This window comes from Shewanella litoralis, assembly GCF_009828585.1.
Lineage (GTDB): Bacteria > Pseudomonadota > Gammaproteobacteria > Enterobacterales > Shewanellaceae > Shewanella > Shewanella litoralis.
Genome location: NZ_WSRZ01000002.1, coordinates 354,388 through 380,749, shown reverse-complemented (window position 1 = coordinate 380,749; position 26,362 = coordinate 354,388). Strand labels below are relative to the sequence as shown.

The following is a 26,362-nucleotide window of genomic DNA, read 5'->3' as shown; positions in this document are numbered from 1 at the left end:
CACGCCATGATGTCGAAACGTTAAAAGTGAACTTGAAATAATGCCTTCTTCTGATAACCCCGTCGCAACTGAATCGCAAAATATTCTGCCTTACCAAAACGTGACCATTATTGGTAATGATCAAGGAGAGTGGCAACCTGCCATAGAGGGTCACACCTTTGTGTTTAATGCGACCCAACATCAAGCGCCCAATGTGATCAATATTTGCAATGGACCTTATGCTGAATCAAGCCATGCTTTTGTCGTTAACAACAGTCCTGATAATGACCAATTAGTTGGGTTACTCACACAAGTTGCAGAAACACTCAACCTGCAACTTAAATGTTGGCCATCTTCGGGGTTAGTGACCAGCTTTTTAATGACGATTGTGACATCACAGGTATCAGTACAACGTATGTCGTTAATGCCATCATTAAAGCGTTCATCATCATTGGCAGCTGATGATTATTTACCTTGCATGGTACATAACTGGTTAGGTGAGCGCAGACTTGCACTGGGGTTACAACTCACTAACCCACATGTTAACTGGCCGGGGTTATTGATAGATCAAGCTGTCATTCCTAAAGAGCTTAATACTCAAGCTGAACAACCTGACATTAACCCGTTTGAAGTGTTATTGAGTGATTTTATTCGTCGCCGAAACAGCGATGTTAAGCCAACATATCATATAGGCACATCTCAGGCTCTGGCTTTGCAAGTCACCTCTGAGCGCCCTGCGCAGCCCGATTTACAATATGCATTGTTAGCGGCATTGAGCAATTTACCGAGCGTGCATTGGTTATCGTATGCGACACAAGATGATTTAATCACTGCTGAAGCGCTGTTTTATAATGAACACCCGCAAACGCAAGCCAGTTACTGGTATTTAGTGGATTACCAGGCCTCACAATTTTTAGATAACATTCGCCATCATTTAGCGTACTGCCAACAAGTGTTTGCGTTAACGGCAAAACAAGCGGCAGAAAACAAATCGTAATAATTACTGATGAACGGTCACAACTAATAATCAACCTGAAGATGCCTATTTCAACAAGAGTTAATACGAGGGGCTGTTTGCTCTTTGCTCATTAACCCGATCTGAAGGTAACTAGGGCGTGGCTATCTTTGTTTATTTTTTATCAACAAAGTTAAAAACAACCTAATAACAAGTTATAAAAAAGCCTCGTTGAAGAGGCTTTTTAAGGTTATCGTTACCACATTAAATCATCTGGAATAGCGTAATCTGCGTACGGATCGTCGGCATCACTGACCTGCTCTACCGAATCTTTTGCGGCTTTATCCCATAAGTATCCACACCACTGTGGCACCAGTAATTTAACCCGTTCGGCTAACTTATGCGGCACCAAATAGCTTTTGTCTTCATGACGCACAATACCTAACGTGCCGTTAAGCAGTTCAGCTTGAATTTTATCAGTGATGTACAAAGAATAAATTTTGTTTTCTAAGGTGTAGTTAAACTTAAGCTCAGCATCTTTAGGGATGTTGATGGCAAATTTAGAAAACTCCGTAATCAAGCCACGAACCTGGCCTTTTTCAGACGCCTCTGCAAAGCGTTGTTCATTTAACGCTTTGTCTTTTTTAGCCTGCTGTAATTTTTGTTCAGCAATTTGCTTTTTAAGCTCGCCGCTGCCGTCATCTACTTTGGCTTTTTTATTACGACGTTGCTGGGTTTTCACATCGCGAACTTTCTGTTTGCTGGCAAGACCGGCTTTGAGTAATTGATCTTGTAATGCATTTGCCATGATTTGTTACCTTTAAATAATAATGTTTATAAGCCATGTTTGGCGGCAATGTCGCCTAATTCGGTCATCGCGATACTGGCGCCACCTAAAGACCAACCGCCATCAACGGGCAATACCACACCGGTAATGTACGATGCCATATCGGATGCTAGAAATAATGCTGCGTTAGCAATGTCTTGACCTTTGCCGTTACGCTTTAAGGGCACGCTATTAGCCACGCGTTGTTGTAATTCATCACTGGGCGCTAATCGGTTAAAGCCTTCGGTGTCGGCAATTGGGCCTGGCACTATAGAGTTAATACGAACGCCTTCAATGCCCCACTCTAGCGCTAAGGTGCGGGTTAACATATCAACCCCAGCTTTGGCCGCACACACATGCGCTTGCAGTGGCATGGCAATAAAGGCCTGCGGTGCAGAAATTTGTATCACACTGGCATTAGGGCGCACCAGTAAAGGATAGGCTTGCTTTAACACCTGAAAACTGCCAATTAAATCAATATCAATAACCGATTTAAACCCATTGGTTGACAGTTTAGCTGCGCTGGCTGGGAAATTACCAGCTGCGCCACTGACTAACACATCGATTTGTTCAAATGCATCAGCGATAGTGCTAAAACCAACGGTTAACGCTTCATTGTCGCGCACATCAAAACTCACACCAATATGCTGCGCTTGGGGATTGGCTTGCTTAAGTTGCTCTACTGCAGCATTCACTTTATCAATACTGCGACTCGCTACCGCAACATTGGCACCAGCTTTGGCAAACGCAATGGCAACTTGCAGATTAATCCCTGAGGTGCCGCCAACGACAACTACATTTTTACCTGTGTAATCAAATCCTATTGCAGACCCTATTGCAGTCATAGTCATTCCCTTATTGATGTTGTTGTAAATGTTACGACAGCTGTAAAGATTGATGAATTGCCGTCAGCGCAGCCAATGGATCTGCTGCCTGGGTAATAGGACGACCAATCACCAAATAATCAGACCCCGCTGCAATCGCTTGTGGCGGTGTCATGACCCGGTGTTGATCGCCGGCATCACTGCCTGCGGGTCGAATACCAGGTGTCACTAAGGTAAAATCTTGACCGAAAGATGATTTAAGTAATTTGGCTTCTTGAGCTGAGCACACCACGCCATCAAGCCCTGCTTGATGAGTGAGTTTAGCGAGACGTAATACATGCTCAAATGCGGGCACATTAATGCCGAGCAACGCTAAGTCTTCATCTGACATTGACGTTAATACTGTCACGGCTATCAGTATTGGTGCGTCTTTTCCAAAGGGTACTAACGCATTTTTTGCCGCTTGCATCATGGCTAATCCACCACTGGCATGCACGTTGGTCATCCACACACCTAAATCTGCTGCTGCGGCGACGGCTTTAGCTACAGTGTTGGGAATATCATGAAACTTTAAATCAAGGAATAAATCAAAATCACGACTGTGAATATCTTTAACTAATTGTGGACCAAATAAGGTAAACATTTCTTTGCCGATTTTTAAACGACACATGGTTGGGTCGAGTTTATCAATGAAAGTCAGGGCATCGGCTTTATTGTCATAGTCGAGGGCAACTACAATGGGTTTATCAGTCATTTGGACTCCAGCGGCAATAGCTTGTGTTAGTTATTATAGAGTGTTTTGTGCGGGGTTACTCACCGTCTAGGCCTTTAATGCGTTTTATGCTGCCCCACTGTTTACATGACGGACAATGCCAATATAAACCGTGTGATGGAAAACCACAGGCAGTACAGCGATAACTTGGACGGAATTTAATTTGTTGTTCAACAAGCTGTTCAAGCATGGATAAACTTTGTTTTGCCTGGCCATCTTCTGCTTGTTTAATGTGTAATTTCATTAAGTGCTGAAACCCTTTCATGGTCGGATGGCGATATAGATTATCGAGCATCATGGTTTCAGCGCTTTGATGTTGATTAATACTGATTTTATGTTCGGCTAGCGCAACGACGACGCTGGCACCTGCACCATCTGCAATCGCTTTAGCTAATAATTCGTGAAAACCTTCAGGATCTTGGGTGTCTCGGTACACTTGTTTAGCGATAGCGACCACATCGGCAAACAAATCAATATCGGCAACTTTTAACTCCGATATTGCTTGTTTACATAATTCATATTGGCCTGCGTCGAGGTAAATTTTGGCAAGCGTTAACCAGGCGCGACCGCATTGACTGTCTTGTTTAAGGGCTTGCTGCAGTTTTTTGATTTTATCTGCATCATTGCAGGCTTCATCGGCAAGTTGGCAATAAAAATGGGCGGTGGTGCATTTAAGGGCTTGTTGACGTTTGCGCGGAAGACGTTTAGTAATATCAATGGCGTTTTGCCATTCTTTGGTCACCTGGTAAATCAAGATAAGCTGTGTTTCAGCTTCTTCGCTGTGATCGTCTTGGTTGACTAAATTAGTAAAGATTTCTTCTGCACGGTCATAAAAACCTGCCGCCATGTAATCTTTACCCAGTTCCATCATCGCAATATCGCGCTGTTCATTGGTAAGACTTGGACGGGCAATCAAATTTTGATGAATGCGAATTGAGCGGTCCACTTCGCCGCGCTTACGAAACAATGACCCTAATGATAAGTGTGTATCAATGGTTTCATCATCCACATCAAGCATACTGATAAATAAGTCTACAGCTTTATCTGACTCATTTGACAGTAAAAAATTAAGCCCAGTAAAATAGTCTCGGCTTAATTTCTTACTTTGTTGGCTATCACTATGGCGAATACTGCGCCGCCCCATGTACCAACCGTATCCGGCAGCAATGGGTAATAGCAAGAACAAGATTTCTAGCATACTAGACAGCTTGATCCTTTGGGGTGACGTCGATATTTATTGCATCGACTGCAGTAAACTTTTTCAACGCTTTATTACTCTTACGTAATGCCAGTTTAAGCTTAATGATGTAGTAACTTGCAAATACCCAGCTAAGAATAAACCCGCTAAAAAACACCGTAGCAAGCACAACAGGTAAGCGATATTCACCTTCGGCGATAAAGTAACTTAACGTTACAACTTGTTCGTTTTTAGCTCCAAATAGTAAAGCTAAAACAAACAGTAATCCAATTAGTACAATAACAATAAAAGATCTCACGCTATTCTCCATGTATACGCATCAATATAATGATTATCCAAGAAATTTACTAAGCTGACCAGCATTGACTGTGATTAGATACAAAAAAGCCTCCAAAAGGAGGCTTTTTTTAAAGCGTTAATCAAACATTAACAGCATCGACACGTTCGCGCAGTTCTTTGCCTGGCTTAAAGTGCGGTACATACTTGCCTTCCAAATCAACAGATGTGCCTGTTTTTGGGTTACGACCAGTACGAGGTGCACGATAGTGAAGAGAAAAACTACCAAAGCCACGGATTTCTATACGATCACCGCCTTCTAATGTTGTTGCCATTTGCTCCAACATCTCTTTGATTGCACTTTCCACTTCTTTCGCCGACAATTGCGACTGCCTAGTGGCGAGTTTTTCGATCAGTTCAGATTTTGTCATCTTAGCTATCCCATATTATCAAGCCAAACACAGTCGCCTAATGGGGACGGTGTCCCCATACAACAGGCGATTTTCGATTACTTACGAGCCGCTTTGAAAGCTTCAGCCATCGCGCTGCTCATTACAACGTCATCTTGCTTGTTCAGAGTAGCAATCGCTTCTTTCTGCTCAGCTTCATCTTTCGCTTTGATAGATAAGCTGATAGAACGGTTCTTACGATCTACACCCATGAACTTAGCTTCGATTGCGTCACCTACTGAGTATACAGTAGATGCATCTTCGATGCGCTCTGCAGAAATGTCAGCTACACGGATGTAACCTTCAACAGTGTCTGCTAATTCAACTGTAACACCTTTAGCGTCAACAGCAGAAACAGTACCGTTAACTACGGTGCCTTTCTTCTTGTCAGCTAAGTATGCGTTGAATGGATCATCTTCAGTTTGCTTAACACCTAAGCTGATGCGCTCACGCTCTGGGTCTACAGATAGAACCACTGCGTGGATTTCGTCGCCTTTCTTGTATTCAGAAACTGCGTCTTCGCCAGTACCGTTCCAAGAAATGTCAGATAAGTGAACAAGACCATCGATTCCACCGTCAAGACCGATAAAGATACCGAAGTCAGTGATTGACTTGATCTTACCAGATACTTTGTCGCCTTTGTTAAACTTAGTAGCGAAGTCATCCCATGGGTTAACTTTACACTGTTTAAGGCCTAGAGAAATACGACGACGTTCTTCATCGATGTCTAGTACTAACACTTCAACTTCATCACCTAAGTTAACAACTTTAGATGGGTGAATGTTCTTGTTAGTCCAATCCATTTCAGAAACGTGTACTAAACCTTCAACGCCTTCTTCGATTTCTACGAAGCAGCCGTAGTCAGTAAGGTTAGTTACGCGGCCAGTAAGCTTAGTGCTTTCTGGGTAACGCTTGCTGATTTCTAACCATGGATCTTCGCCAAGTTGCTTAAGACCTAGTGATACGCGAGTACGCTCACGGTCATACTTAAGAACTTTAACGTTGATTTCGTCACCAACATTAACGATTTCAGATGGGTGCTTAACACGTTTCCACGCCATATCAGTGATATGTAATAGACCGTCAACGCCACCTAAATCTACGAATGCACCGTAGTCAGTAAGGTTCTTAACGATACCTTTAACTGCTTGGCCTTCTTGTAGATTTTCAAGAAGTGCATCACGCTCTGCACTGCTTTCAGATTCGATAACTGCACGACGAGAAACAACAACGTTGTTGCGCTTCTGGTCAAGCTTGATAACTTTGAATTCTAATTCTTTGTACTCTAAGTGAGCGGTGTCGCGAACTGGGCGCACGTCAACTAGAGAACCTGGTAAGAAGGCACGGATACCGTTTAATTCAACAGTGAAACCACCTTTAACTTTACCATTGATGATACCGATTACAGTTTCAGCATCTTCGTACGCTTTTTCTAGAACGATCCAAGCTTCATGACGCTTAGCTTTTTCGCGAGACAATTGAGTCTCACCAAAGCCATCTTCAACAGAGTCAAGCGCTACGTCAACTTCATCGCCTACTTGAATTTCTAGAACGCCTTGAGCGTTTTTGAATTCGTCAGCAGAGATTGGGCTTTCAGACTTAAGGCCTGCGTCAACAAGTACCATACCGTTTTCGATGGCAACAACTGTACCACGAACGATAGAACCTGGACGGAACTCAAGAGTTTGAAGGGATTGTTCAAATAGATCAGCAAAAGATTCAGTCATGTTTTAGGTTACTTTCATTAAATAAACCACCATCCATCCTAGATGTGGAGTCTAGTAATATTATTCGTATCATCCTTAACACGAATACCTACTGTGCGCGTTAATCGGGAATTCGATTAGGCTACAGTAATTTTTTGTTCAACATATTCAAGCACTTGCTTTAATACGTCATTAATGCCTACACCGCTTGTATCAATAACAAGTGCGTCTTCAGCAGGAACTAACGGCGAAGCGGCGCGATTAATATCACGGTCATCTCGCTCGATAATTTCAGCTAAAAGGCGATCGATTTTAACATCGAAGCCCTTGTCCTGCAACTGATTATAGCGTCTTTGCGCCCGTTCTTCAGCGGACGCAGTTAAAAATATTTTTACCGGTGCTTTAGAGAAAACAACCGTGCCCATATCGCGACCATCAGCAACTAAACCAGGGGCGGCACTAAAAGCACGTTGGCGACGTAATAATGCTTCACGTACGCGAGGTAATGCGGCCACTTTAGAGGCGGCATTAGAGCATTCTTGGGTGCGGATCGTCGTCGTGACGTCTTCACCTTCTAAAATCACTTTAATGGCATCTTGTTCTGTGCCAGTAAGAAACTGCACATCAAGGTGGGCAGCCAGCAGTGTTAATGCTTCTTCGTTTTCAAGTTCTACATCATGATGAATAGCGGCTAACGCTAACACACGATAAATTGCACCACTGTCTAATAAGTGCCAGCCTAAATGCTGTGCCAATAATTGACAGATTGTCCCTTTCCCTGCACCGCTAGGGCCATCAACTGTGATCACTGGAGACCGTTCAGACATAATTTCCTCCGAAAATAATCTATCTTCCCTGATAATAAAAAAGGGTTTCGCCAAAATTGAGCGCGCGCATTGTATAACAAATAAATGTTAATTACTGATGAATTTTTAGTTATTTAAACCAAGATCGCCCTTTTGCATTGTAAAGAAACACAAAAGGGCGACAGGTAAACAGATGTTATCAGTTTATTTAGCTAAACGACTAAACTGGGCAAAATAGTCGGGGAACGTTTTAGACGTACAATCTGGATCGTTAATGGTAATGCCACAATCAGCGAAGGCCATCATTGAAAAACACATTGCCATACGGTGATCGTTGTAAGTATCAATATCGGCAGTGTTTAACTGAGCAGGTGGTGTAATGGTAATGTAGTCATGACCTTCATCAACAATTGCGCCCACTTTACGCAGCTCTGTCGCCATTGCGGCTAAGCGGTCAGTTTCTTTAATGCGCCAATTGTAAATATTAGTCAGTTTAGTAGTGCCTTTAGCAAATAGCGCTGCCGTAGCAATGGTCATGGCGGCATCAGGAATGTGGTTCATGTCCATTTCGATGGCTGTTAACGGCGATTTACGGGCAATAATGTAATCATCGCCCCACTCTATATCGGCGCCCATTTGTGCTAAAGCATCGGCAAACTTCACATCACCTTGAATACTCAAACGCCCAACGCCAGTGACTTTAACTTCACCACCTTGAATGGCGCCCGCCGCTAAAAAGTACGATGCCGATGAAGCGTCGCCTTCAACTAACACTTTACCTGGTGATACATACTGCTGACCGGCTTTAATTTCAAAACGCTGATATTGATGGTTAATCACTTCAACACCAAACTGTTTCATGAGTGAGATAGTAATGTCGATATAAGGCTTAGACACTAACTCGCCTTTGATTTTAATGTTAACGCTGTCTTTGGTGAGCGGCGCAACCATCAATAAAGCGGTTAAAAACTGACTCGACAAATCCCCGGCTATTTCGACATCACCACCATTAAGGCCGGTAGCATTAATGGTTAATGGTGGAAAACCTTCGTTTTTAAGGTAAGTCACATCGGCGCCTAACTGACGCAGCGCATCCACTAAGTCGCCAATAGGACGTTCTTCCATGCGCGGCTCGCCCGTTAAGGTGAATTCCCCCTGACCTAAGGTCAACGCTGCACACAAAGGACGCATTGCGGTGCCTGCATTGCCTAAAAATAAATTTTGAGCGGTGTCAGACGATATTGGCCCGCCGTTGCCTTCAACCACACACACCGTTTTATCGTCGCTTAAACTGTACTGAATACCCAGTTGCTTGAGCGATGCCAACATATAACGGATGTCATCTGAATCAAGTAAATTGGTGAGAGTGGTACTGCCCTTAGCGAGTGTAGCTAACAGTAATGCACGGTTAGAAATACTTTTAGAGCCAGGAATATTAATTTCGCCGTTTATGCAGGTAATTGGGTTAAGACGCAGTTGCTTCATTCGCTTTCTTCTTTTGCTACAGATTAACCTCAGATTAATCTTGGTGGTAAACATCACTCAGTTATTGCCAAACAGCGTAAATCAAGTGGCACAAATTCATTACAGTGTCCATTCAGTGCGAGCGACGCATTGATGCTTATAAAATACGGATCGCCACAGTGATATCAAGCATAAAATGAATTATTTATGTCTGTTAACATCGAGTATTGACCACGATTTCGCGTTAATATCGACCAAACAATGTAATGGAGCACCATTACAGCAGATAATCTCTCGATATGACAGTATTATTTGTCCGTTCATTTAACTTTCCAATTGAAAAAATCTCAATGAGCAATTAATCATCTTAAGCGGCAATTTTGACTTTAACTCTATGTTTAAAGCGCGTTATGCTTAGTACAAATAGCAAATACAAGGTTCCATCCATGTTTGATACCCTAAAAGCCCTACCGTCTGATCCCATTTTGGGTCTTTTGACACAATATCGTGAAGACAGCCATCCCAATAAAGTTGATTTAGGCGTTGGGGTTTATAAAGATCCTGCGGGTCACACTCCGATTTTAGACTGTGTAAAAGCCGCTGAAAAAATTCGTCTAGATACCGAAACCACCAAGGTCTATATCGGCCCAACAGGTTCTGCTCCCTTTAACCAGTTAATGGCTGAATTAGCCTTTGGTGCCAGTCACAGTGCACTTATTGCCAACCGGGTGCGTACAGTATCAACTCCTGGCGGAACCGGCGCATTGCGCGTAGCGGCTGACTTTATTGCGCGTTGTAATCCTAATGCCGTTTTATGGGTGAGTGACCCAACCTGGGCCAACCATACTGGTTTGTTTGAAGCCGCGGGTATTACGGTAAAGACGTACCCATATTATGATTACGACACCAAGAGCCTCAAGTTTGAGCAAATGTTGGCAACCTTAAACACCATAGGTAAAGACGATGTGGTGTTATTACACGCTTGTTGCCATAACCCAAGCGGCATGGATTTAACCCAAGAGCAGTGGGATGAAGTGGTTAAGGTGACGGTGAAGCAAGGTTTTACACCACTAATAGACATGGCTTATCAAGGCTTTGGTGATGGTGTTGACGAAGATGCTTACGGCGTGCGCCAAATGGCTGCGGCTGTGGAAAGCATGATTTTATGTAGCTCATGCTCTAAAAACTTTGGCCTCTACCGCGAGCGTATCGGTGCTTGTACCATTGTAGCTAAAGACAGCGCCACGGCCGATATCGCGCAATCAGTATTGTTGTATGTGATCCGCTGTATTTACTCGATGCCGCCAGCACATGGTGCGGCCATCGTTGAAACCATTCTCGGTACCCCTGCCCTTAAACAGCAATGGCTAGAAGAGTTAACCGTTATGCGCGATCGCATTAACGGCAATCGTGAGATGCTGGTAAATCAGTTAATTGCTAACGGTGTTGAGCGTGACTTTAGCTTTATCGCTCGTCAAAAAGGCATGTTCTCGTTTTTAGGGGTAAACCCAGAACAAGTGGCAACCTTAAAAGCGCAGTACAGTGTGTATATGGTCGGTTCGAGCCGCATTAGCATTGCCGGTATTAGCGAAGCAAACGTTGATTATTTGGCGAAATCAATCGCGGCAGTAATCAAATAAGCTCCTATCGTTAGGGCACAAATAATAAAGCCGACTTATTCAAGTCGGCTTTATTTTGTCTGATTAAGCTGTTAAATAAAATTAGGCCAACTATCAAACGGTTGCTTTTCTAATACCATGTTGCCTTTTTCATCTTGAGAGATGTTTATCCACGCTTGCCAGTTTTCGTAATCAATATCGGGACAATCTAAACGGTAATGACTGCAACGACTTTCTTTACGCATAATGGATGCTTTGAGCTTCATCTCTGCGGTGATGATCATATTTTCAGTTTCGTGCGCCAAGCGAAGTGCATGTAAATCATCTGCCATCAACATAGGCACATGGTGCTCATTGAGCTCTTCAACATAGGCTAACGCGGCTTGCATCATGCGCTCTTTTTTGATGTAAAGTACAAAGTTTGGGATCATCACTCCCTGCAAAACTTGAGTTACCCATGCTGGGCTATATCCACGTTCACGCTTTAATGGTGCTAAAATTTGTTGATTAACCAATGCCAAATATTGTTCAGACACATCCAACTTGCTGGCCATACCGAGACTGTCATTTGCCGCTGCAGCTCCTGCAATTGCCCCTTGTACCGCTGAGCCCGCCAACGATGAACCAATTTGAGTATAAATACCGCCCGACATATAAGACCCTAAGGCATCACCTGCGGCATATAAACCAGGAATCGTCGACAAACCTTGGGCATTAATTGGCACTAGCCCCTCTGATTTATGTATTGCCATCCCAGCACTTGAACCGCCCACTTGCTCGCCGCCCATACCAGGTGGGCCAGAATGGCCTTTACTTGACACTAAAGAGCGTAAAAACCTTCTTCAGGTGGTTTTGGTGGCGGCCCTGATTGTTTAAAGGCTTCTGGCACAAATGGCCCAGCAGGAAAGACCGCTTGCTGAGTTACAGCTTGCTGTTTAGGCTTCTCGCCTGGGCGTTGAGGCCTTGGTGGCATCATCATAACGGGCGCACCTTGTGTGTATGCTTGATAATTCATATCTACACCCAAGTGATGGTTAATTTGCGCTGAGGTAATCGACGGCTTTTCTTCAATTTGTCCATGCCAATTATCGTAGCTTGACCCAGAATTTTTAGCCGAGCCGGGATGGCCATCGTTCCATTCTTTACCGGTGACTTTAGCGCCAATTTTATAGGCCATGATGGTACCGTCATGGGTTAAGTCGCATACCGGAAAACCATTGGGTTTAAACCCACCAGATCCTGTGCATAGCACTACTGTTTTTGCATGGTAATGAACGATTTTTTGCAGATCCAAACTGAATCCTGACGCGCCGACCACACGGCCATCTTGTTTGAGCAGATGAGTGATCATCATGCGTTCTTCAATCGGTATATTGCGCTCACTGAGAGGCTTCATAAAACTGTGATTATAGAGTGGCGAGTCAAAAAATCCCCAATCCTTTAATTCTTGAACTCGCGCATACGAATGTTCAGCAAGTTGTCTGGTAAACACAGGGTTGTTGGTTTGTATTGCAGATTCGGTCACTGTGTCGACAAATTCATCAATGCTCATGCTGGCATTGGCTTTATCGTAACTAAAAATACCTTTGGCAAAAGGCGTTAACCCTGAGCTTCCAACACGACCTTTAGACACCATCAACACATTAGCGCCTGCGTCGTGGGCTTTGACCGCCGCAAACACACCGGCCATGCCGCCGCCAATGATCAATACGTCAAGGTGGCGATTTTCAATATCAAAACCATTACTGTCTATTTTAGGTTTATTTTCTTGCGCGGGTGCATCAAACGGAATATTGGCTAATGCAGCAGCCCCTGCAATACCGCCAGCAATACCAATAAACTGACGGCGCGATAAGTTAGCTTTAGGGTTCATCATTACCTCCACGAAACCTTAACAGGGATACTTTTATCGGGCGTGATGGTAATCGCCCCTACCGGACAATACAATCTGCATAAATGACAGATTTGACAGTCTTCTGGATAACGTATTTCGGCTTTATTTGTTTCTTTATTCATATGGATAACATCGGTTGGACAGCTTTTAACGCAAGCCTCACAACCAATACATCCAGAAATTTGTTTAATAGGCATGCTGCGCTCCTAAAATGCAAGTTGTTCAAAATGAATTTGCGGCTGAGTAATGCCTAACGTGTGTAAATGTGTTGTCGTTGCAGCAATCATCCCTTTTGGCCCACATAAGTAAAACGTCCATTGTGACTCTTTACCTGTTGTCATGGTGGCATTGATAAGCGTTTGATTAATCAGCCCTGGCACGAGGTAACTCGGTAAGCTGTCATCATGCACATTTAGCTGTTCACATATTAGCTGTACTTTAAAGTCGATCATGGTCTTTTCAAGCTCAACTAACTCATCAACATATACCATGCGCGCTTGGGTGCGGTTAGCATAGAGCAACCAGATAGGCCGTGGATCATGTTGCGCAGCAAGCTGACGTAATAAACTTAACATGGGGGCAATCCCCGCTCCGCCGGCGATGAGGGTAATACCGCTTGCAAGCTGGCTTTGATCTAACGTCATGCAGCCGTAGGGGCCATCAACAAACACGGTTTGACCTGCAGTTAGTTGATCAAGTGATGAGGTAAAATCGCCAAGTGCTCTGATAATAAAGCCTAATTGCCCTTGCTCAGCCCCTGTCACAATTGAAAATGGATGTTGCTCAAAGCTGTAAGGGTTGCCCGTGGTATTGAGCCACACAAATTGCCCAGGTTGATATGCCAGCGTATTGGAGGTGGTCGGGGCAATGTTAACCTGCCAATCAGATTCATTGATTTTTTCAACATGAGAAATGGCATAAGGACGTTGCTTAATTAAACGCGGTTTAATGCCATAGTTATAAACAATTAATGTCATAGACACGGCATATAGCAGCCACCAAGTAACATTAAACTGTTGATTATATTGGCCATGACTGCCCACTGTGGTGATATGCAATGTTGCCAGTGTAGCGATAATGCTAAAACCAATCACATGCAGAAAACGCCAAGTTTCATAGTTGATATTGAGCTTATCTTTAAACACCGACATCAACACCCACACCGCCATCGTTACCCAGGCGAGTAGCCCTGTTAATAAATGGGGTGACGTAATTGCGCTGATGAGGCTGACACTAAAGTCGTCAAATGACATCATTGCTTTAGGCAGCAAAATCAAAATGGGATGTAAGAAAAAGAATAGGCCTACATACTGCCCGAGCTGTTTGTGCCTGGTGATCCCCCAGTCAATATTGGCGAACAAAGGTAATTGTTTGATGCGACCCGCCAGCGGAAATTGCATAAAAAACACACTCATGGCAAGTAAGTTAACCGCACTTAATATGCTGGTGTAAATACCTTCAATTTGCATACCTAAAAGCTGTGCTATGACAACCGGCACGATCACGATAGAGAGATAAGCCACTGCCAACTTGGTCGTTTTAGGCAGTTGTAATGGGTAAATACTGGCCTTATGGATAGGCGATTTTGTTGCTGTTGGGGTGGTCATTATTTGTCTCCATGAGTGTCGCGCCATGGAAAGACTATAAAACTTATGCGGTTAAAAAGGGGTTAACAACCCCGTATTTAAGGGTAAAGCTATGCAAAGATAAGTGATGACTCATCCACATTTACGCTACACATAACAAAAAAGATCCACTTAGGATCTTCTTGGGATTTAACGCCTCAACAGAGGCGTTAACAATGGCAGCAAACGTTAAGCGTGCTGAGTGGCAAATTGATTCATAAAGTTGACCAGTTTTTGCACACCCGCTAATGGCATTGCGTTATAAATACTCGCGCGCATGCCGCCGACAATACGATGCCCTTTTAGCGCAACTAAACCCGCCTGCTCTGCTTGTTTTAAAAACTCGCCATCAAGAGCGTCATTCACCAACTGGAAAGTAACGTTCATGCGTGAACGATTGTGCGGCGCAACACCATTTTTATAAAATGGATTTGAATCGATACAATCATACAGTAATGCCGCTTTTTGCTGATTTACTTCAGCCATTGCACTCACGCCGCCATTTGCCGCTAACCAGGCAAACACTTCTGATGCGAGGTACCATGCAAACGTGGGCGGAGTATTAAACATTGAGCCATGCTCAACCGCGATACGATAATCCATGATTGATGACTGTGGCAATGAAGGTAGCTTAAGCATGTCATCACGTACAATCACAATCGATAAGCCCGATGGGCCAATGTTCTTTTGTGCACCTGCATAAATAAGCCCATATTTGCTGACATCAATGTCATGGGACATAATGGTTGATGACAGATCGGCAACTACTGGCCATGGGCTGTCTAGCTCTTCAAAGATTTCAATACCGTCAACCGTTTCATTAGAGCAGTAATGCACATAACGATAGTCTTTATCGATCGCATTAAGATCTGGCAAGTTCACTTGATTTAAGCCGTCGACGTTTTCAACAATATTAAGGCTGTCTATTTGGCTTTCACCAACCAACTTATGTGCTTCGGTCACCGCAGCAGACGACCACTGGCCACTGACTAAATATAAGGCACGACCGTTATCACCTAAAAAGTTGTTAACGACATTTGAAAACTGGGCGCGGCCACCACCGTGCATAAAAAGCACATGGTAGTTTGTCGGAATGTGCATTAACTGCCGCAAGGTGGCTTCTGCTTGCTCGGTTAAGGCGATAAACTCTTTACTACGATGACTGATTTCCATAACGGAAACGCCAAGGCCATTCCAATCAATTAATTCCTGTTGTGCTTTTTGCATCACAGCTTGAGGTAACATCGCAGGACCCGCACAGAAATTATAAATCGCGCTCACAGACAACTCCTTGACTCAATTTGTATTCATACCAATCACATTAACTCTCTGATCTACTCAGATAATTCATATGATGGATATCATCATGTATAGCCGTTAATACTAAGGACTTTATGAGCTGTTGAATAGGCCTTTATTTGCCTATTTTGATGAATAATTTTCCGCAAAATAAAACGAGCGCCCTGAGGCGCTCGTTATTAGTGTGTTGAGATAATCGTACAGGTTAGTCCTGTTCGTCGCTCTCTACATCATCTTGTAAATCAGTATCAACTTCTGCGTCAACAGACTCAACATCTGTTGCTTCACCGTCGATGCTAGCAGCAGGTGCAATCACGTTGCCTTCTTCATCTAACAGCTCTTCAGTTTGAATTTCTTCAATACGTTGTAAGCCGACGACTTTCTCGTCATCTGCAGTACGGATAATGGTCACACCTTGCGTGTTACGGCCAATAATTGAAACGCCTTCAGCAGGAGTACGCACCAAGGTGCCTTTGTCACTGATAAGCATGATTTCATCAAAATCACCGACTTGCACGGCACCCACTACTGAGCCATTACGCTCACTCACTTTAATGGATACAACACCTTTAGTGCCACGGCTCTTCGCTGGGTATTCACTTAGCTCAGTACGCTTACCATAACCGTTTTCGGTTACCGTTAAGATTGCGCCATCACCTTTAGGTACAATCAGTGAAACCACTTTTTGACCGTCTTCAAGTTTAATACCACGAACACCCGTTGCAGTACGGCCCATTGGACGTAATGCGATGATTTCTTCGCCTGTTTCGGCATCAATCTTTACTTCACCGGTTTCAGAATCACGTGCTTTTTCGTTAAAGCGAACCACTTTACCTTCGTTAGAGAACAACATGATGTCGTCGCTACCTTCAGTAATATCAACACCAATTAACTGGTCGCCGTCTTTTAAGTTCACGGCAATAATGCCGTTTGCGCGTGGATTGCTGTACGCAGTTAACGCGGTTTTTTTCACGGTGCCGTCTGCAGTCGCCATGATGATGTACTTATCATCAGCGTATTCGCGTACCGGTAAAATAGCGGTAATACGTTCACCATCAGACAATGGCAACAAGTTAACAATTGGACGACCACGAGCGGTACGGCTCGCAAGCGGTAACTGGTACACTTTAAGCCAGTACATTTTACCAAAGTCAGAGAAACACAAAATGGTATCGTGAGTATTAGCAACCAGCAGTTTTTCAACGAAATCTTCGTCTTTTACTTTAGTCGCGGCTTTACCTTTACCACCACGACGCTGTGCTTGGTAGTCAGACAATGGCTGGTACTTGGCGTAACCTAAATGCGACAAGGTCACGACAACGTCTTCTTCATTGATTAAGTCTTCAAGACTCATGTCAATTTCGTTGGCGTTAATAATTGTACGACGGGCGTCACCATATTGTTCTAGAATTTCTTCTAGCTCTTCTTTAATGACTTCCATTAAGCGCTCTGGACTACGAAGGATCAATAATAGACCCGCAATGAGCACTAATAGCTCTTCGTATTCAGCTAAAATCTTGTCATGTTCTAAACCGGTTAAACGGTGTAAACGTAATTCAAGGATCGCTTGCGCTTGTTGTTCTGTTAAATAGTATTTGCCGTCACGGATACCATATTCAGGCTCTAACCATTCAGGGCGCGCGGCATCATCGCCTGCTTTTTCAAGCATGCCTTGTACATGGCCTAATTCCCAACCTTGTGCAATTAACTTCACTTTCGCTTCAGCAGGTGTTGGAGAAGCCTTAATTAATGCAATGATTGGGTCGATGTTAGCCAGTGCAATCGCTAGTGCTTCAAGAATATGAGCACGTTCGCGCGCTTTACGCAGTTCAAATACCGTACGACGGGTAACAACTTCACGACGGTGAAGAATAAAGCACTCAAGCATTTCTTTAAGGTTAAACAATTTAGGCTGACCGTTGGTCAATGCCACCATGTTAATACCAAAAGAACACTGCATTTGTGTTTGGGCATATAGGTTGTTTAATACAACCTCGCCTACTTCACCGCGTTTGATTTCAATCACGATACGCATGCCGTCTTTATCAGACTCATCGCGTAAACCGCTAATGCCTTCAATCTTTTTGTCTTTCACTAACTCAGCGATTTTTTCAATCAGCTTAGCTTTGTTAACTTGATATGGAATTTCATGAACAATAATACGTTCACGGCCATTATCTTCGGTCTCGACTTCAGCTTTAGAACGCATAACAGCACGGCCGCGACCGGTTTTATACGCATCAATAATGCCTTTGCGGCCGTTAATCGATGCCGCTGTTGGGAAATCAGGGCCAGGAATGTATTCCATTAACTGTTCAATCGATAAGCTTGGCTCATCGATTAAGGCTAAACAGCCTTTAACCACTTCTGTTAAGTTATGTGGCGGAATGTTAGTTGCCATACCAACAGCAATACCTGATGAACCATTGATTAACAGGTTAGGTACACGTGTTGGCAATACAGCAGGAATAAATTCAGTGCCGTCGTAGTTAGGAACAAAGTCGACGGTTTCTTTTTCAAGGTCGGCAAGCAGTGAATGCGCCAACTTTTGCATACGGATTTCGGTATAACGCATTGCCGCTGCCGAGTCACCGTCAACCGAACCAAAGTTTCCTTGTCCGTCGACCAGTGTGTAGCGAAGCGAGAAAGGTTGCGCCATACGGACGATGGTATCGTATACCGCGGTATCACCATGTGGGTGATATTTACCAATTACGTCACCAACGACACGAGCGGATTTTTTATATGGTTTGTTCCAATCGTTTTTTAATTCGCTCATTGCGAACAATACGCGACGGTGAACGGGCTTTAAACCGTCACGCACGTCAGGTAATGCACGACCTACAATTACACTCATGGCGTAATCAAGGTAAGAATTCTTAAGTTCGTCTTCGATATTAATTGGCGAAATAGATGATGCCAGATCAGTCATAAACTGCGCGTTCCCCTAAAGTTAGCTGACAATAAATCTTCCATATTATTATCTAGCTTAAAAACGTGATTTGGCATTCTAACACAGATATTTAATGTCGCCAGAGCAAACACCAGCCAAATGCCTACTCGGGTATAAAAATTATAAAAAAGCTAATATTTTCAGCTTGCTTAGTTTAATTACACACTAATATGCCAACAATTTTTGTCGACATAAAAGCCAAACTGCTGATGCTTTAAGCGCTTTATATTATAAAAAATGTTCCCACGGGTTCTAAACGGCGATTTTATAAGCAAAGCTAAGTCTTAAAAGCACAATGTTGACTACTATTCGTGAAGGTTATCGTTATAATAACGCCCATACTTTATTAGACAGTTAGGTTAACTTATGTCAGACGCTGAACAATCAACAGCCAATGTTGATCCGCATGAGATCGCAAAATTTGAAGCCATGGCACAAACCTGGTGGGATCTTAATGGCGAGTTCAAGCCATTGCATTTACTTAATCCGCTGCGATTAAATTATATCGATCAAACCGCAGGCGGTGTATTTGGCAAAAACGTATTAGATGTGGGTTGTGGTGGTGGTATTTTATCTGAAAGCATGGCGCGTATTGGCGCTAATGTTGATGGTATCGACATGGGTACAGAGCCCTTAGAAGTGGCAAAGTTGCATGCATTAGAAGCCGGGATTAGCGTTAATTATCTTAAAACCACCGCAGAAGATCACCGCGACAGTCACCGCGAATATTATGATGTGGTCACTTGCATGGAAATGCTTGAGCATGTCCCCGATCCACAATCGGTCATTCAAGCCTGTTGTGATATGGTCAAACCTAATGGTTTTGTGTTTTTCTCTACCATAAACCGCAATATTATGTCTTACTTGCAAACCATTATCGGCGCCGAATATTTACTGAAAATGTTGCCTATTGGCACACATGACCACAGTAAATTTATTCGTCCATCTGAGTTAATGGCGCTGGTCGATAATACCGATTTATTATGTAAAGATGCTTTGGGCATTACCTACAATCCCCTGTCTGGCGTATTTAAATACACTAACAGTGTTGATGTAAACTACATGGTTGCCACCCAGAAAATCGATTAAACAGGCTTACGACCATTAAAAGCCGATAACAGCCACGTTATCGGCCTCTCACCGCAGTTATTCCTCGCGCCGAGCCCACGCCTACACAAGGATTTATACAGTGCATAAACACGATGTTAAAGGGGTATTATTTGACCTTGATGGCACATTAGCCGATACCGCACCTGATTTAGTTCATGCATTGAATTTGAGTTTAGATGATGCCGGTTTTAGTGCTCAGCCACTGGATAAAATGCGCCATGCCGCTTCGCACGGCAGTTTGTTTTTAGTTAAAACGGCCATACCCAATGCCGATGAAGCACTGCAAGTACATATTCAACAAAAGTTATTACAACATTATGGCCGAATTAATGGCGATCACAGTCGTTTATTCGATAACTTGGCTGAGCTACTGACATTATTAGATGAGCAAGGTATTCCTTACGGTGTGGTCACCAATAAGCCTGCCCGTTTTGCTCGGCCACTGGTTGAAAAACTGGGATTAACTCACCAGCTAAAAACCATGATCAGCGGCGACAGCACGCGTCATGCAAAACCCCACACCGCCCCGATGTTATTAGCCGCCCAGCAAATATCCACGCCACCAGAACACATTTTATATTTAGGTGATGCTGAGCGCGATCTGATCGCCGCCCACAACGCCAATATGCTTGGTGGCGTTGCGCTTTGGGGATATTTATCTGCCACAGATACACCTGATCTGTGGCCATCCAAGCAGCAATTTGAACACGGCGCATCGTTAAAACAATTTTTTGCCTAAACACAATGGATGCTTAAGTGTCGCCCAGTTATTACAAAAGATTACACAAGGAGTTGTCACCAATATAGTTGCACATCAAATGCGACAAAAGATCAATCTAAAATTGGTGTTAATTTTTTGATCGCTGCTTATTTTAGCGATCAAAAATTTCTAATCTATCGCACAAAAAAACATCATCCATGAAAAACACTATATAAATTTGGGCTCTAGGGTTAGCCGTTACTAACCCTGCTCTTTATCCTCAACTTATCCACAAGAAGTTAATGTAATTGTGGCTTGCAAATCAGCTCAAACCTCACTATCTTGTATCTCAGTTTATAAATAACACCATATCTTGTGTGTGGGTGACAATCAAAACACTACGTAATGCTTGCATTAAAAACGTAGATGCTTACTGAACGTACTGTAGATGTACATTGCCGTAAGTGCATTCAGGATGATTGTTTTAACATGGAACTGTTTTGTGATTTGTTCTGATCGAATAAAGTAACGCAGCATCCAGAACGTGATCACATGACCGGATATCGAACCAAGGCCTCTCTTCAATGAATAGCAATATGACAGTCACTAAACGCAGTGGCGAACGTGAAACTATCGATTTAGATAAAATTCACCGCGTGATCACTTGGGCAGCCAAGGGATTAAAAAACGTCTCAGTATCGGAAGTTGAACTTCGATCTCATCTGCAGTTTTTTGACGGCATTCCAACAGAAGCCATTCATGAAACCATTATTAAAGCCGCAGCCGATTTAATCTCGCCAGATTCGCCAGATTATCAATTCTTAGCGGCTCGCCTGGCGGTATTTCATTTACGCAAAAAAGCCTTTGGTCAGTTCGAACCACCTAAGCTGTACGACCATGTGACTCGTTTAGTGGAAATGGGCAAATATGATATGCATATTTTGGCCGATTACACTCGTGAAGAAATCGAAACGTTAGACACCTACATTGATCACTGGCGTGACATGAACTTCTCTTATGCTGCAGTTAAGCAATTAGAAGGCAAATACCTGGTGCAAAACCGTGTGACTCACGAAGTCTACGAAAGTGCGCAGTTCCTGTATATTTTAGTGGCAGCGTGCTTATTTGCGCGTTACCCAAAAGAAATCCGTCTTAAGTACATTAAAGACTTTTATGACGCGACGTCTCTGTTCAAAATTTCATTGCCGACACCTATCATGTCTGGTGTGCGTACACCGACACGTCAGTTCAGTTCTTGTGTACTAATTGAATGTGATGACAGCTTAGATTCAATCAACGCGACCGCATCGTCTATCGTTAAATACGTCAGCCAACGCGCTGGTATTGGTATTAACGCTGGCCGTATCCGTGCGTTAGGTAGCCCGATCCGCGGCGGTGAAGCATTCCACACCGGTTGCTTACCTTTTTATAAATACTTCCAAACTGCGGTTAAGTCTTGTTCTCAAGGCGGCGTTCGTGGCGGTGCAGCGACCCTGTTCTACCCGCTATGGCATTTAGAAGTTGAGTCGCTACTGGTGCTTAAAAACAACCGTGGTGTGGATGACAACCGTGTTCGTCACCTTGATTACGGCGTACAGTTAAACAAACTGATGTACCAACGTTTGATTAAAGGCGAATACATCAGCTTATTCAGCCCATCAGACGTACCTGGCCTTTACGACGCCTTCTTTGAAGATCAGGCCGAGTTTGAACGTTTATACCTTCAGTATGAACAAGACGACAACGTCCGTAAAAAACAAATTAAAGCGGTTGAGTTATTCTCACTAATGATGCAAGAGCGTGCATCTACTGGCCGTATCTACATTCAAAACGTGGATCACTGTAATACTCACAGCCCATTTGATTCTAAAGTTGCCCCAATTAAGCAATCTAACTTGTGCTTAGAAATTGCATTGCCAACTAAGCCACTGAACAACATCGACGATCCAGACGGTGAAATCGCACTGTGTACGTTGTCAGCGCTTAACCTAGGTGCAATTAAAGATTTATCTGAACTAGAGCCATTGGCCGATCTTGCTGTTCGTGCATTAGATAATTTATTGGATTACCAAGATTACCCAATCAAAGCAGCACAAACGAGCTCAATGAACCGCCGTACTTTAGGTATTGGCGTGATTAACTTTGCTAACTACTTAGCGAAGAACGGCAAGAAATACTCAGACGGTTCTGCAAACAACCTGACCCATAAAACCTTTGAAGCCATTCAGTATTACTTACTGAAAGCCTCAATGAACTTAGCGAAAGAGCAAGGTGCATGTCCGTTATTTAACGAGACAACTTATTCGAAAGGTATTTTACCTATCGACACCTACAAGCGTGACCTCGATAAGATTTGTGACGAACCATTACACATGGATTGGGAAACATTACGTAGCGACATTAAGCAATACGGTTTACGTAACTCAACGTTATCGGCATTAATGCCGTCTGAAACCTCGTCGCAAATTTCTAATGCGACTAACGGTATTGAGCCTCCACGCGGACTCATCAGCGTTAAAGCCAGTAAAGACGGTCAGTTAAAGCAAGTCGTACCTGATTTTGACCTACTTAAAGACAAGTATGAATTGTTATGGAACATGCCAAACAACGATGGCTACATCCAACTTGTTGGATTAATGCAGAAGTTTGTCGATCAGGCGATTTCAGCGAACACCAACTACGACCCAAGCCGTTTTGAAGGCGGACGCGTACCCATGCAAACCTTACTTAAAGATTTGTTAAGTGTGTACAAGTTAGGGGTTAAGACTTTGTATTATCATAACACCCGTGACGGCGCTAAAGATCAGTTTGACGACTTGATTGCCGTAGAGGAAGAAGATGACGGTTGCGCAGGCGGTGCTTGCAAAATTTAATCATCTAATGGAATTATTGAGCGGGGACCTTCCCCGCTTTTTGAAATGCGTTTTTCAGGACACCAAATAATGGCTTACTCAACATTTTGTCAAACACCAAACGATTCCACCAAAGAACCGATGTTTTTTGGCCAATCAGTTAACGTGGCTCACTACGATCAACAGAAATACGAAGTCTTCGAAAAGCTGATTGAAAAACAATTATCGTTTTTCTGGCGCCCAGAAGAAGTTGACGTTAGCCGTGACAAAATCGACTTTGGTGGGTTACCTGAACACGAAAAACACATTTTTATTTCCAATCTTAAATATCAAACCTTGCTTGACTCTATTCAAGGTCGCTCGCCTAACGTCGCATTTTTGCCGTTAGTGTCATTGCCTGAGCTAGAGACATGGATTGAAACCTGGTCGTTCTCAGAAACCATTCATTCACGCTCGTACACTCACATTATTCGTAATATCGTTAACAACCCATCCGTGGTGTTTGATGATATCGTCGAAAATGATCATATTTTAAAACGCGCCGGAGATATTGCTCGTTATTACGATGACCTCATTAAACTCACGCAAGTGCATAACTTGCACGGTTCGGGTACGCATGAGATCAACGGTGAAAAAATTACCGTAAACCTGCGTATTCTTAAAAAGTCATTGTATCTGTGCATGATGTCAGTCAACGCATTAGAAGCTATTCGATTTTATGTGAGCTTTGCCTGTTCATTTGCTTTTGCAGAGCGCCGCTTAATGGAAGGTAACGCCAAAATTATTCGCTTAATCGCGCGTGATGAAGCCTTACATCTTAACAGCACGCAGCACATTCTAAGCTTAATGCAAGGCGGTAAAGACGACCCAGAAATGGCCGAAATTGCCATTGAGTGCCAGCAAGAAGCCTACGACTTGTTTGTTAAAGCGGCTGAGCAAGAAAAAGAATGGGCTAAATACTTGTTTAAAGACGGCTCAATGATCGGCTTAAACGAACAAATCTTATGTCAGTATGTTGAGTTTATTACTAACCAACGTATGAAGTCGGTGCATTTACCACAGCCATACGAAGAGTTGTCAAACCCACTGCCATGGATGAAAAACTGGTTAGAAAGCGATGCAGTGCAAGTGGCCCCGCAAGAAGTTGAAGTGTCTTCATACCTTGTAGGACAAATTGATTCTTCTGTCGATGGCGATGAGTTTTTAGATTTTGACTTATAAGAAGTATTTCAAAAAAGCCCCTATCGTAAGCTTGAAAGGTCAGCCGGTGATTTTGTTTGACGGCAAACATTCAAGCTTACTAGAAGCGCTTGAGTCGAAAAAGGTAAAGGTATTTTCAGAGTGCCGCAATGGTTTTTGCGGCGCCTGTAAAACCACAGTGATTTCAGGTGAAGTCAGTTACCTTACCCAGCCATTAGCAGAACTTAACGCTGATGAATGCCTCCCCTGCTGTTGTGTGCCAGAAACTGACCTCAACCTAAAGCTGTCTTGCCAGGGTGTTGAAATCGTCGCAAAACGTCAATACAGTACCAATCATAGTCCTGCACCAGCACTCACAAAACTCGCCCACGAAGGTTAATCAGCTTAAGTACTAAATGGCGAACTCCCCTCCACAACACTGATATGATGATGTTGTAGCCTTGCGTCAAATATTCACAGCAATACTTAATAAGACCCGTTTACCGGACTGAATTTTAGTCACGCTATGTTCATAAAGATCAGGGCGAAACAGATACACGCGATTAAACAGATTGATAATGTATTTTTCACAGGTAAACACTCCCCCAATCTGAGGCTGTTTAATCACCACATTGAACTTGTAGTATCGTCCTTGCTGCACAGGATCAACGTGTGCCATCACTCGATGATTCTCTTGATAAGTCACTAAATTAATTGAAAATACGCGACTACTGAATATCGTTTTGTTCACTACATTGGCCATAATGTTCTCTATCAACTAAACAAAGTATATTGTACCTGTTATGCTTCAGAGGTTAACGCCAAAAGACCATTCAATAATGCATATGTTATTAGGTTTTATTTGATGCTAAACCAGAATCAATTCGATTAACTTATGACTCATTATTATGCCAATTACATCAGCGTTTTGGCCAGCGTGTTATGAATCGCATTGACTTCCATTAACGCAGCACTGCCATACCAGGGGACTAATTCCATTACCAAACTGCCTGCTTTAATCGCAGGGTCGGTAGCAGTTAATTGTTGAGCCTGTTCAATGGTTTCTACATCGAAAATATAAATACCACGGAGTTCGCCATCAGTTAAAAAAGGCCCCGCCAATACTAATTCATACCATTGCGCGTTAGTAAATGATCTCTCAGCGAGAATTTAAAAGGGCTTAAACAAGGCGAATGACTGAATGAATAATTATTCTCTTTCGAAGTCATGCAACGCAGTGTAAGCCCTTTTAAAACTCGCCTGAAAGGAATGCCCCAGCGGCTTTTGCTCTGCGTTCTCGCTATTTGAAAGGGAACAACCATTACTGCATAGCGACGCCTTAATCAAAAACCGCTGGACGCATTCTGAGTGGTCACTTATTAATGCGCAATGGTATTACCCTCTTCGGCTAAACGTCCAATATTGGCCATGTGTAACCGTTGCAGTTCATCAGCTTCTGCTTTGGGACGTTCTCGGTTAGGTCCTCGACTTAAAAACGCCATCACATAACGTTTCATGCCATATTCATCCGCCCCTACTTTTTCTGCCCGCGCTTGATCGTATATTGGATTAATCTCAGTCTGGGCCATTAACGGAGCAGATAACATCGTTGAAAAGAGTAAACAATGGGTTAACGTGCGGGTATAAACATTCATAGGTATTCCTATTTTCACATCTCAGTAAGAGATGTAGTTATGTGTCGTTAATGATTGCATCTACATTGATCCGCTTATCAATGCAGGTAAAGCGATAGCAAAATATGGAAAAAAACTATTTTGATGACATAAACTGTACAAAAAAATACCTGATGTCAAAACAAAATAAAAATAGTCTGCCAAGATATATCATCATAGTCGCAACTAAGGTATAACGGGCG

At 43.2% G+C, this 26,362-nt stretch carries 25 protein-coding genes; 7 read left to right on the top strand and 18 right to left on the bottom strand.

Annotated elements, in window-relative coordinates; translation table 11 throughout:
• Positions 1 to 40: 40 nt before the first annotated feature.
• Positions 41 to 976 (top strand): hypothetical protein, encoded by a 936-nt coding sequence (locus tag GQA99_RS03680; protein ID WP_160052500.1) that lies wholly within the window; start codon positions 41 to 43, stop codon positions 974 to 976.
• A 214-nt stretch (positions 977 to 1,190) separates the two neighbouring features.
• Here the strand turns inward: GQA99_RS03680 and GQA99_RS03675 are convergent, their stop codons facing one another.
• The 9 genes from GQA99_RS03675 to aroA form a co-directional block, all read right to left on the bottom strand.
• Positions 1,191 to 1,742, bottom strand: a complete 552-nt coding sequence (locus tag GQA99_RS03675; protein ID WP_160052499.1) for a DUF2058 domain-containing protein — start codon at positions 1,740 to 1,742, stop codon at positions 1,191 to 1,193.
• 26 nt (positions 1,743 to 1,768) lie between these two features.
• A complete protein-coding gene (locus GQA99_RS03670; RefSeq protein WP_160052498.1) occupies positions 1,769 to 2,605 on the bottom strand; it encodes an SDR family oxidoreductase in 837 nt (278 codons plus the stop codon).
• A 31-nt stretch (positions 2,606 to 2,636) separates the two neighbouring features.
• On the bottom strand, positions 2,637 to 3,338 hold the full coding sequence (pyrF, locus tag GQA99_RS03665; RefSeq protein WP_160052497.1) for an orotidine-5'-phosphate decarboxylase: 702 nt from the start codon (positions 3,336 to 3,338) through the stop codon (positions 2,637 to 2,639).
• A gap of 55 nt (positions 3,339 to 3,393) precedes the next feature.
• Positions 3,394 to 4,554 (bottom strand): lipopolysaccharide assembly protein LapB, encoded by a 1,161-nt coding sequence (gene lapB, locus GQA99_RS03660; RefSeq protein WP_160052496.1) that lies wholly within the window; start codon positions 4,552 to 4,554, stop codon positions 3,394 to 3,396.
• A gap of 1 nt (position 4,555) precedes the next feature.
• A complete protein-coding gene (locus GQA99_RS03655) occupies positions 4,556 to 4,852 on the bottom strand; it encodes a LapA family protein (protein WP_160052495.1) in 297 nt (98 codons plus the stop codon).
• 121 nt (positions 4,853 to 4,973) lie between these two features.
• A complete protein-coding gene (ihfB, locus tag GQA99_RS03650) occupies positions 4,974 to 5,261 on the bottom strand; it encodes an integration host factor subunit beta (protein WP_160052494.1) in 288 nt (95 codons plus the stop codon).
• 77 nt (positions 5,262 to 5,338) lie between these two features.
• Positions 5,339 to 7,006 (bottom strand): 30S ribosomal protein S1, encoded by a 1,668-nt coding sequence (rpsA, locus tag GQA99_RS03645; protein WP_160052493.1) that lies wholly within the window; start codon positions 7,004 to 7,006, stop codon positions 5,339 to 5,341.
• 116 nt (positions 7,007 to 7,122) lie between these two features.
• Positions 7,123 to 7,812 (bottom strand): (d)CMP kinase, encoded by a 690-nt coding sequence (gene cmk, locus GQA99_RS03640; protein WP_160052492.1) that lies wholly within the window; start codon positions 7,810 to 7,812, stop codon positions 7,123 to 7,125.
• 183 nt (positions 7,813 to 7,995) lie between these two features.
• The gene (gene aroA, locus GQA99_RS03635) at positions 7,996 to 9,276 is read right to left on the bottom strand and encodes a 3-phosphoshikimate 1-carboxyvinyltransferase (RefSeq protein ID WP_160052491.1); all 1,281 of its coding nucleotides are present in this window, start codon (positions 9,274 to 9,276) and stop codon (positions 7,996 to 7,998) included.
• Positions 9,277 to 9,701: 425 nt separating this feature from the next.
• Between aroA and GQA99_RS03630 the strand changes: the two genes are divergently transcribed.
• Positions 9,702 to 10,895 carry an amino acid aminotransferase gene (locus GQA99_RS03630; RefSeq protein WP_160052490.1) on the top strand — a complete coding sequence of 398 codons (1,194 nt, stop codon included), beginning with the start codon at positions 9,702 to 9,704 and terminating at the stop codon, positions 10,893 to 10,895.
• A 71-nt stretch (positions 10,896 to 10,966) separates the two neighbouring features.
• On the opposite strand, the gene GQA99_RS20645 is transcribed toward GQA99_RS03630, so the two are convergent.
• From GQA99_RS20645 to gyrA, 6 genes are all read right to left on the bottom strand, one after another.
• A complete protein-coding gene (locus GQA99_RS20645; protein ID WP_206194563.1) occupies positions 10,967 to 11,695 on the bottom strand; it encodes an FAD-dependent oxidoreductase in 729 nt (242 codons plus the stop codon).
• Positions 11,695 to 12,750, bottom strand: coding sequence for an FAD-binding protein (locus GQA99_RS20640; RefSeq protein ID WP_206194562.1), 1,056 nt, complete (start codon positions 12,748 to 12,750; stop codon positions 11,695 to 11,697). The genes GQA99_RS20645 and GQA99_RS20640 overlap by 1 nt, the downstream gene beginning before the upstream one ends.
• Positions 12,750 to 12,965: a 4Fe-4S dicluster domain-containing protein gene (locus tag GQA99_RS03615; RefSeq protein WP_160052488.1), complete on the bottom strand. Its 216-nt coding sequence runs from the start codon at positions 12,963 to 12,965 to the stop codon at positions 12,750 to 12,752. Before GQA99_RS03615 ends, GQA99_RS20640 begins: the two co-directional genes overlap by 1 nt.
• Positions 12,966 to 12,974: 9 nt before the next feature.
• Positions 12,975 to 14,375 carry a ferredoxin reductase family protein gene (locus GQA99_RS03610; RefSeq protein WP_160052487.1) on the bottom strand — a complete coding sequence of 467 codons (1,401 nt, stop codon included), beginning with the start codon at positions 14,373 to 14,375 and terminating at the stop codon, positions 12,975 to 12,977.
• Positions 14,376 to 14,582: 207 nt separating this feature from the next.
• Positions 14,583 to 15,674, bottom strand: a complete 1,092-nt coding sequence (gene serC / locus GQA99_RS03605; RefSeq protein ID WP_160052486.1) for a 3-phosphoserine/phosphohydroxythreonine transaminase — start codon at positions 15,672 to 15,674, stop codon at positions 14,583 to 14,585.
• Positions 15,675 to 15,897: 223 nt separating this feature from the next.
• The gene (gyrA, locus tag GQA99_RS03600) at positions 15,898 to 18,624 is read right to left on the bottom strand and encodes a DNA gyrase subunit A (protein WP_160052485.1); all 2,727 of its coding nucleotides are present in this window, start codon (positions 18,622 to 18,624) and stop codon (positions 15,898 to 15,900) included.
• Positions 18,625 to 19,011: 387 nt separating this feature from the next.
• Here gyrA and ubiG point away from each other — a divergent pair, with 387 nt between their 5' ends.
• The 5 genes from ubiG (at position 19,012) to yfaE (ending at position 24,886) form a co-directional block, all read left to right on the top strand.
• Positions 19,012 to 19,734 (top strand): bifunctional 2-polyprenyl-6-hydroxyphenol methylase/3-demethylubiquinol 3-O-methyltransferase UbiG, encoded by a 723-nt coding sequence (gene ubiG, locus GQA99_RS03595; RefSeq protein WP_160052484.1) that lies wholly within the window; start codon positions 19,012 to 19,014, stop codon positions 19,732 to 19,734.
• Between the two features lie 100 nt (positions 19,735 to 19,834).
• Positions 19,835 to 20,494, top strand: a complete 660-nt coding sequence (locus tag GQA99_RS03590; RefSeq protein ID WP_160052483.1) for an HAD family hydrolase — start codon at positions 19,835 to 19,837, stop codon at positions 20,492 to 20,494.
• Between the two features lie 545 nt (positions 20,495 to 21,039).
• Entirely contained in the window at positions 21,040 to 23,328 is a 2,289-nt protein-coding gene (gene nrdA / locus GQA99_RS03585; protein ID WP_160052482.1) for a class 1a ribonucleoside-diphosphate reductase subunit alpha, read from the top strand.
• Positions 23,329 to 23,397: 69 nt separating this feature from the next.
• Complete coding sequence (gene nrdB, locus GQA99_RS03580; RefSeq protein ID WP_160052481.1) at positions 23,398 to 24,528, top strand: class Ia ribonucleoside-diphosphate reductase subunit beta; 1,131 nt, start codon at positions 23,398 to 23,400, stop codon at positions 24,526 to 24,528.
• Positions 24,518 to 24,886, top strand: a complete 369-nt coding sequence (gene yfaE / locus GQA99_RS03575; RefSeq protein ID WP_160052480.1) for a class I ribonucleotide reductase maintenance protein YfaE — start codon at positions 24,518 to 24,520, stop codon at positions 24,884 to 24,886. Before nrdB ends, yfaE begins: the two co-directional genes overlap by 11 nt.
• Positions 24,887 to 24,952: 66 nt before the next feature.
• Here yfaE and GQA99_RS03570 read toward each other — a convergent pair whose 3' ends face one another.
• The 3 genes from GQA99_RS03570 to GQA99_RS03560 form a co-directional block, all read right to left on the bottom strand.
• The gene (locus GQA99_RS03570) at positions 24,953 to 25,252 is read right to left on the bottom strand and encodes a 2OG-Fe(II) oxygenase (protein WP_160052552.1); all 300 of its coding nucleotides are present in this window, start codon (positions 25,250 to 25,252) and stop codon (positions 24,953 to 24,955) included.
• Between the two features lie 149 nt (positions 25,253 to 25,401).
• Positions 25,402 to 25,608, bottom strand: coding sequence for a YciI family protein (locus GQA99_RS03565; RefSeq protein ID WP_229785824.1), 207 nt, complete (start codon positions 25,606 to 25,608; stop codon positions 25,402 to 25,404).
• A gap of 257 nt (positions 25,609 to 25,865) precedes the next feature.
• Positions 25,866 to 26,141, bottom strand: a complete 276-nt coding sequence (locus GQA99_RS03560) for a hypothetical protein (RefSeq protein WP_160052479.1) — start codon at positions 26,139 to 26,141, stop codon at positions 25,866 to 25,868.
• Positions 26,142 to 26,362 lie beyond the last annotated feature (221 nt).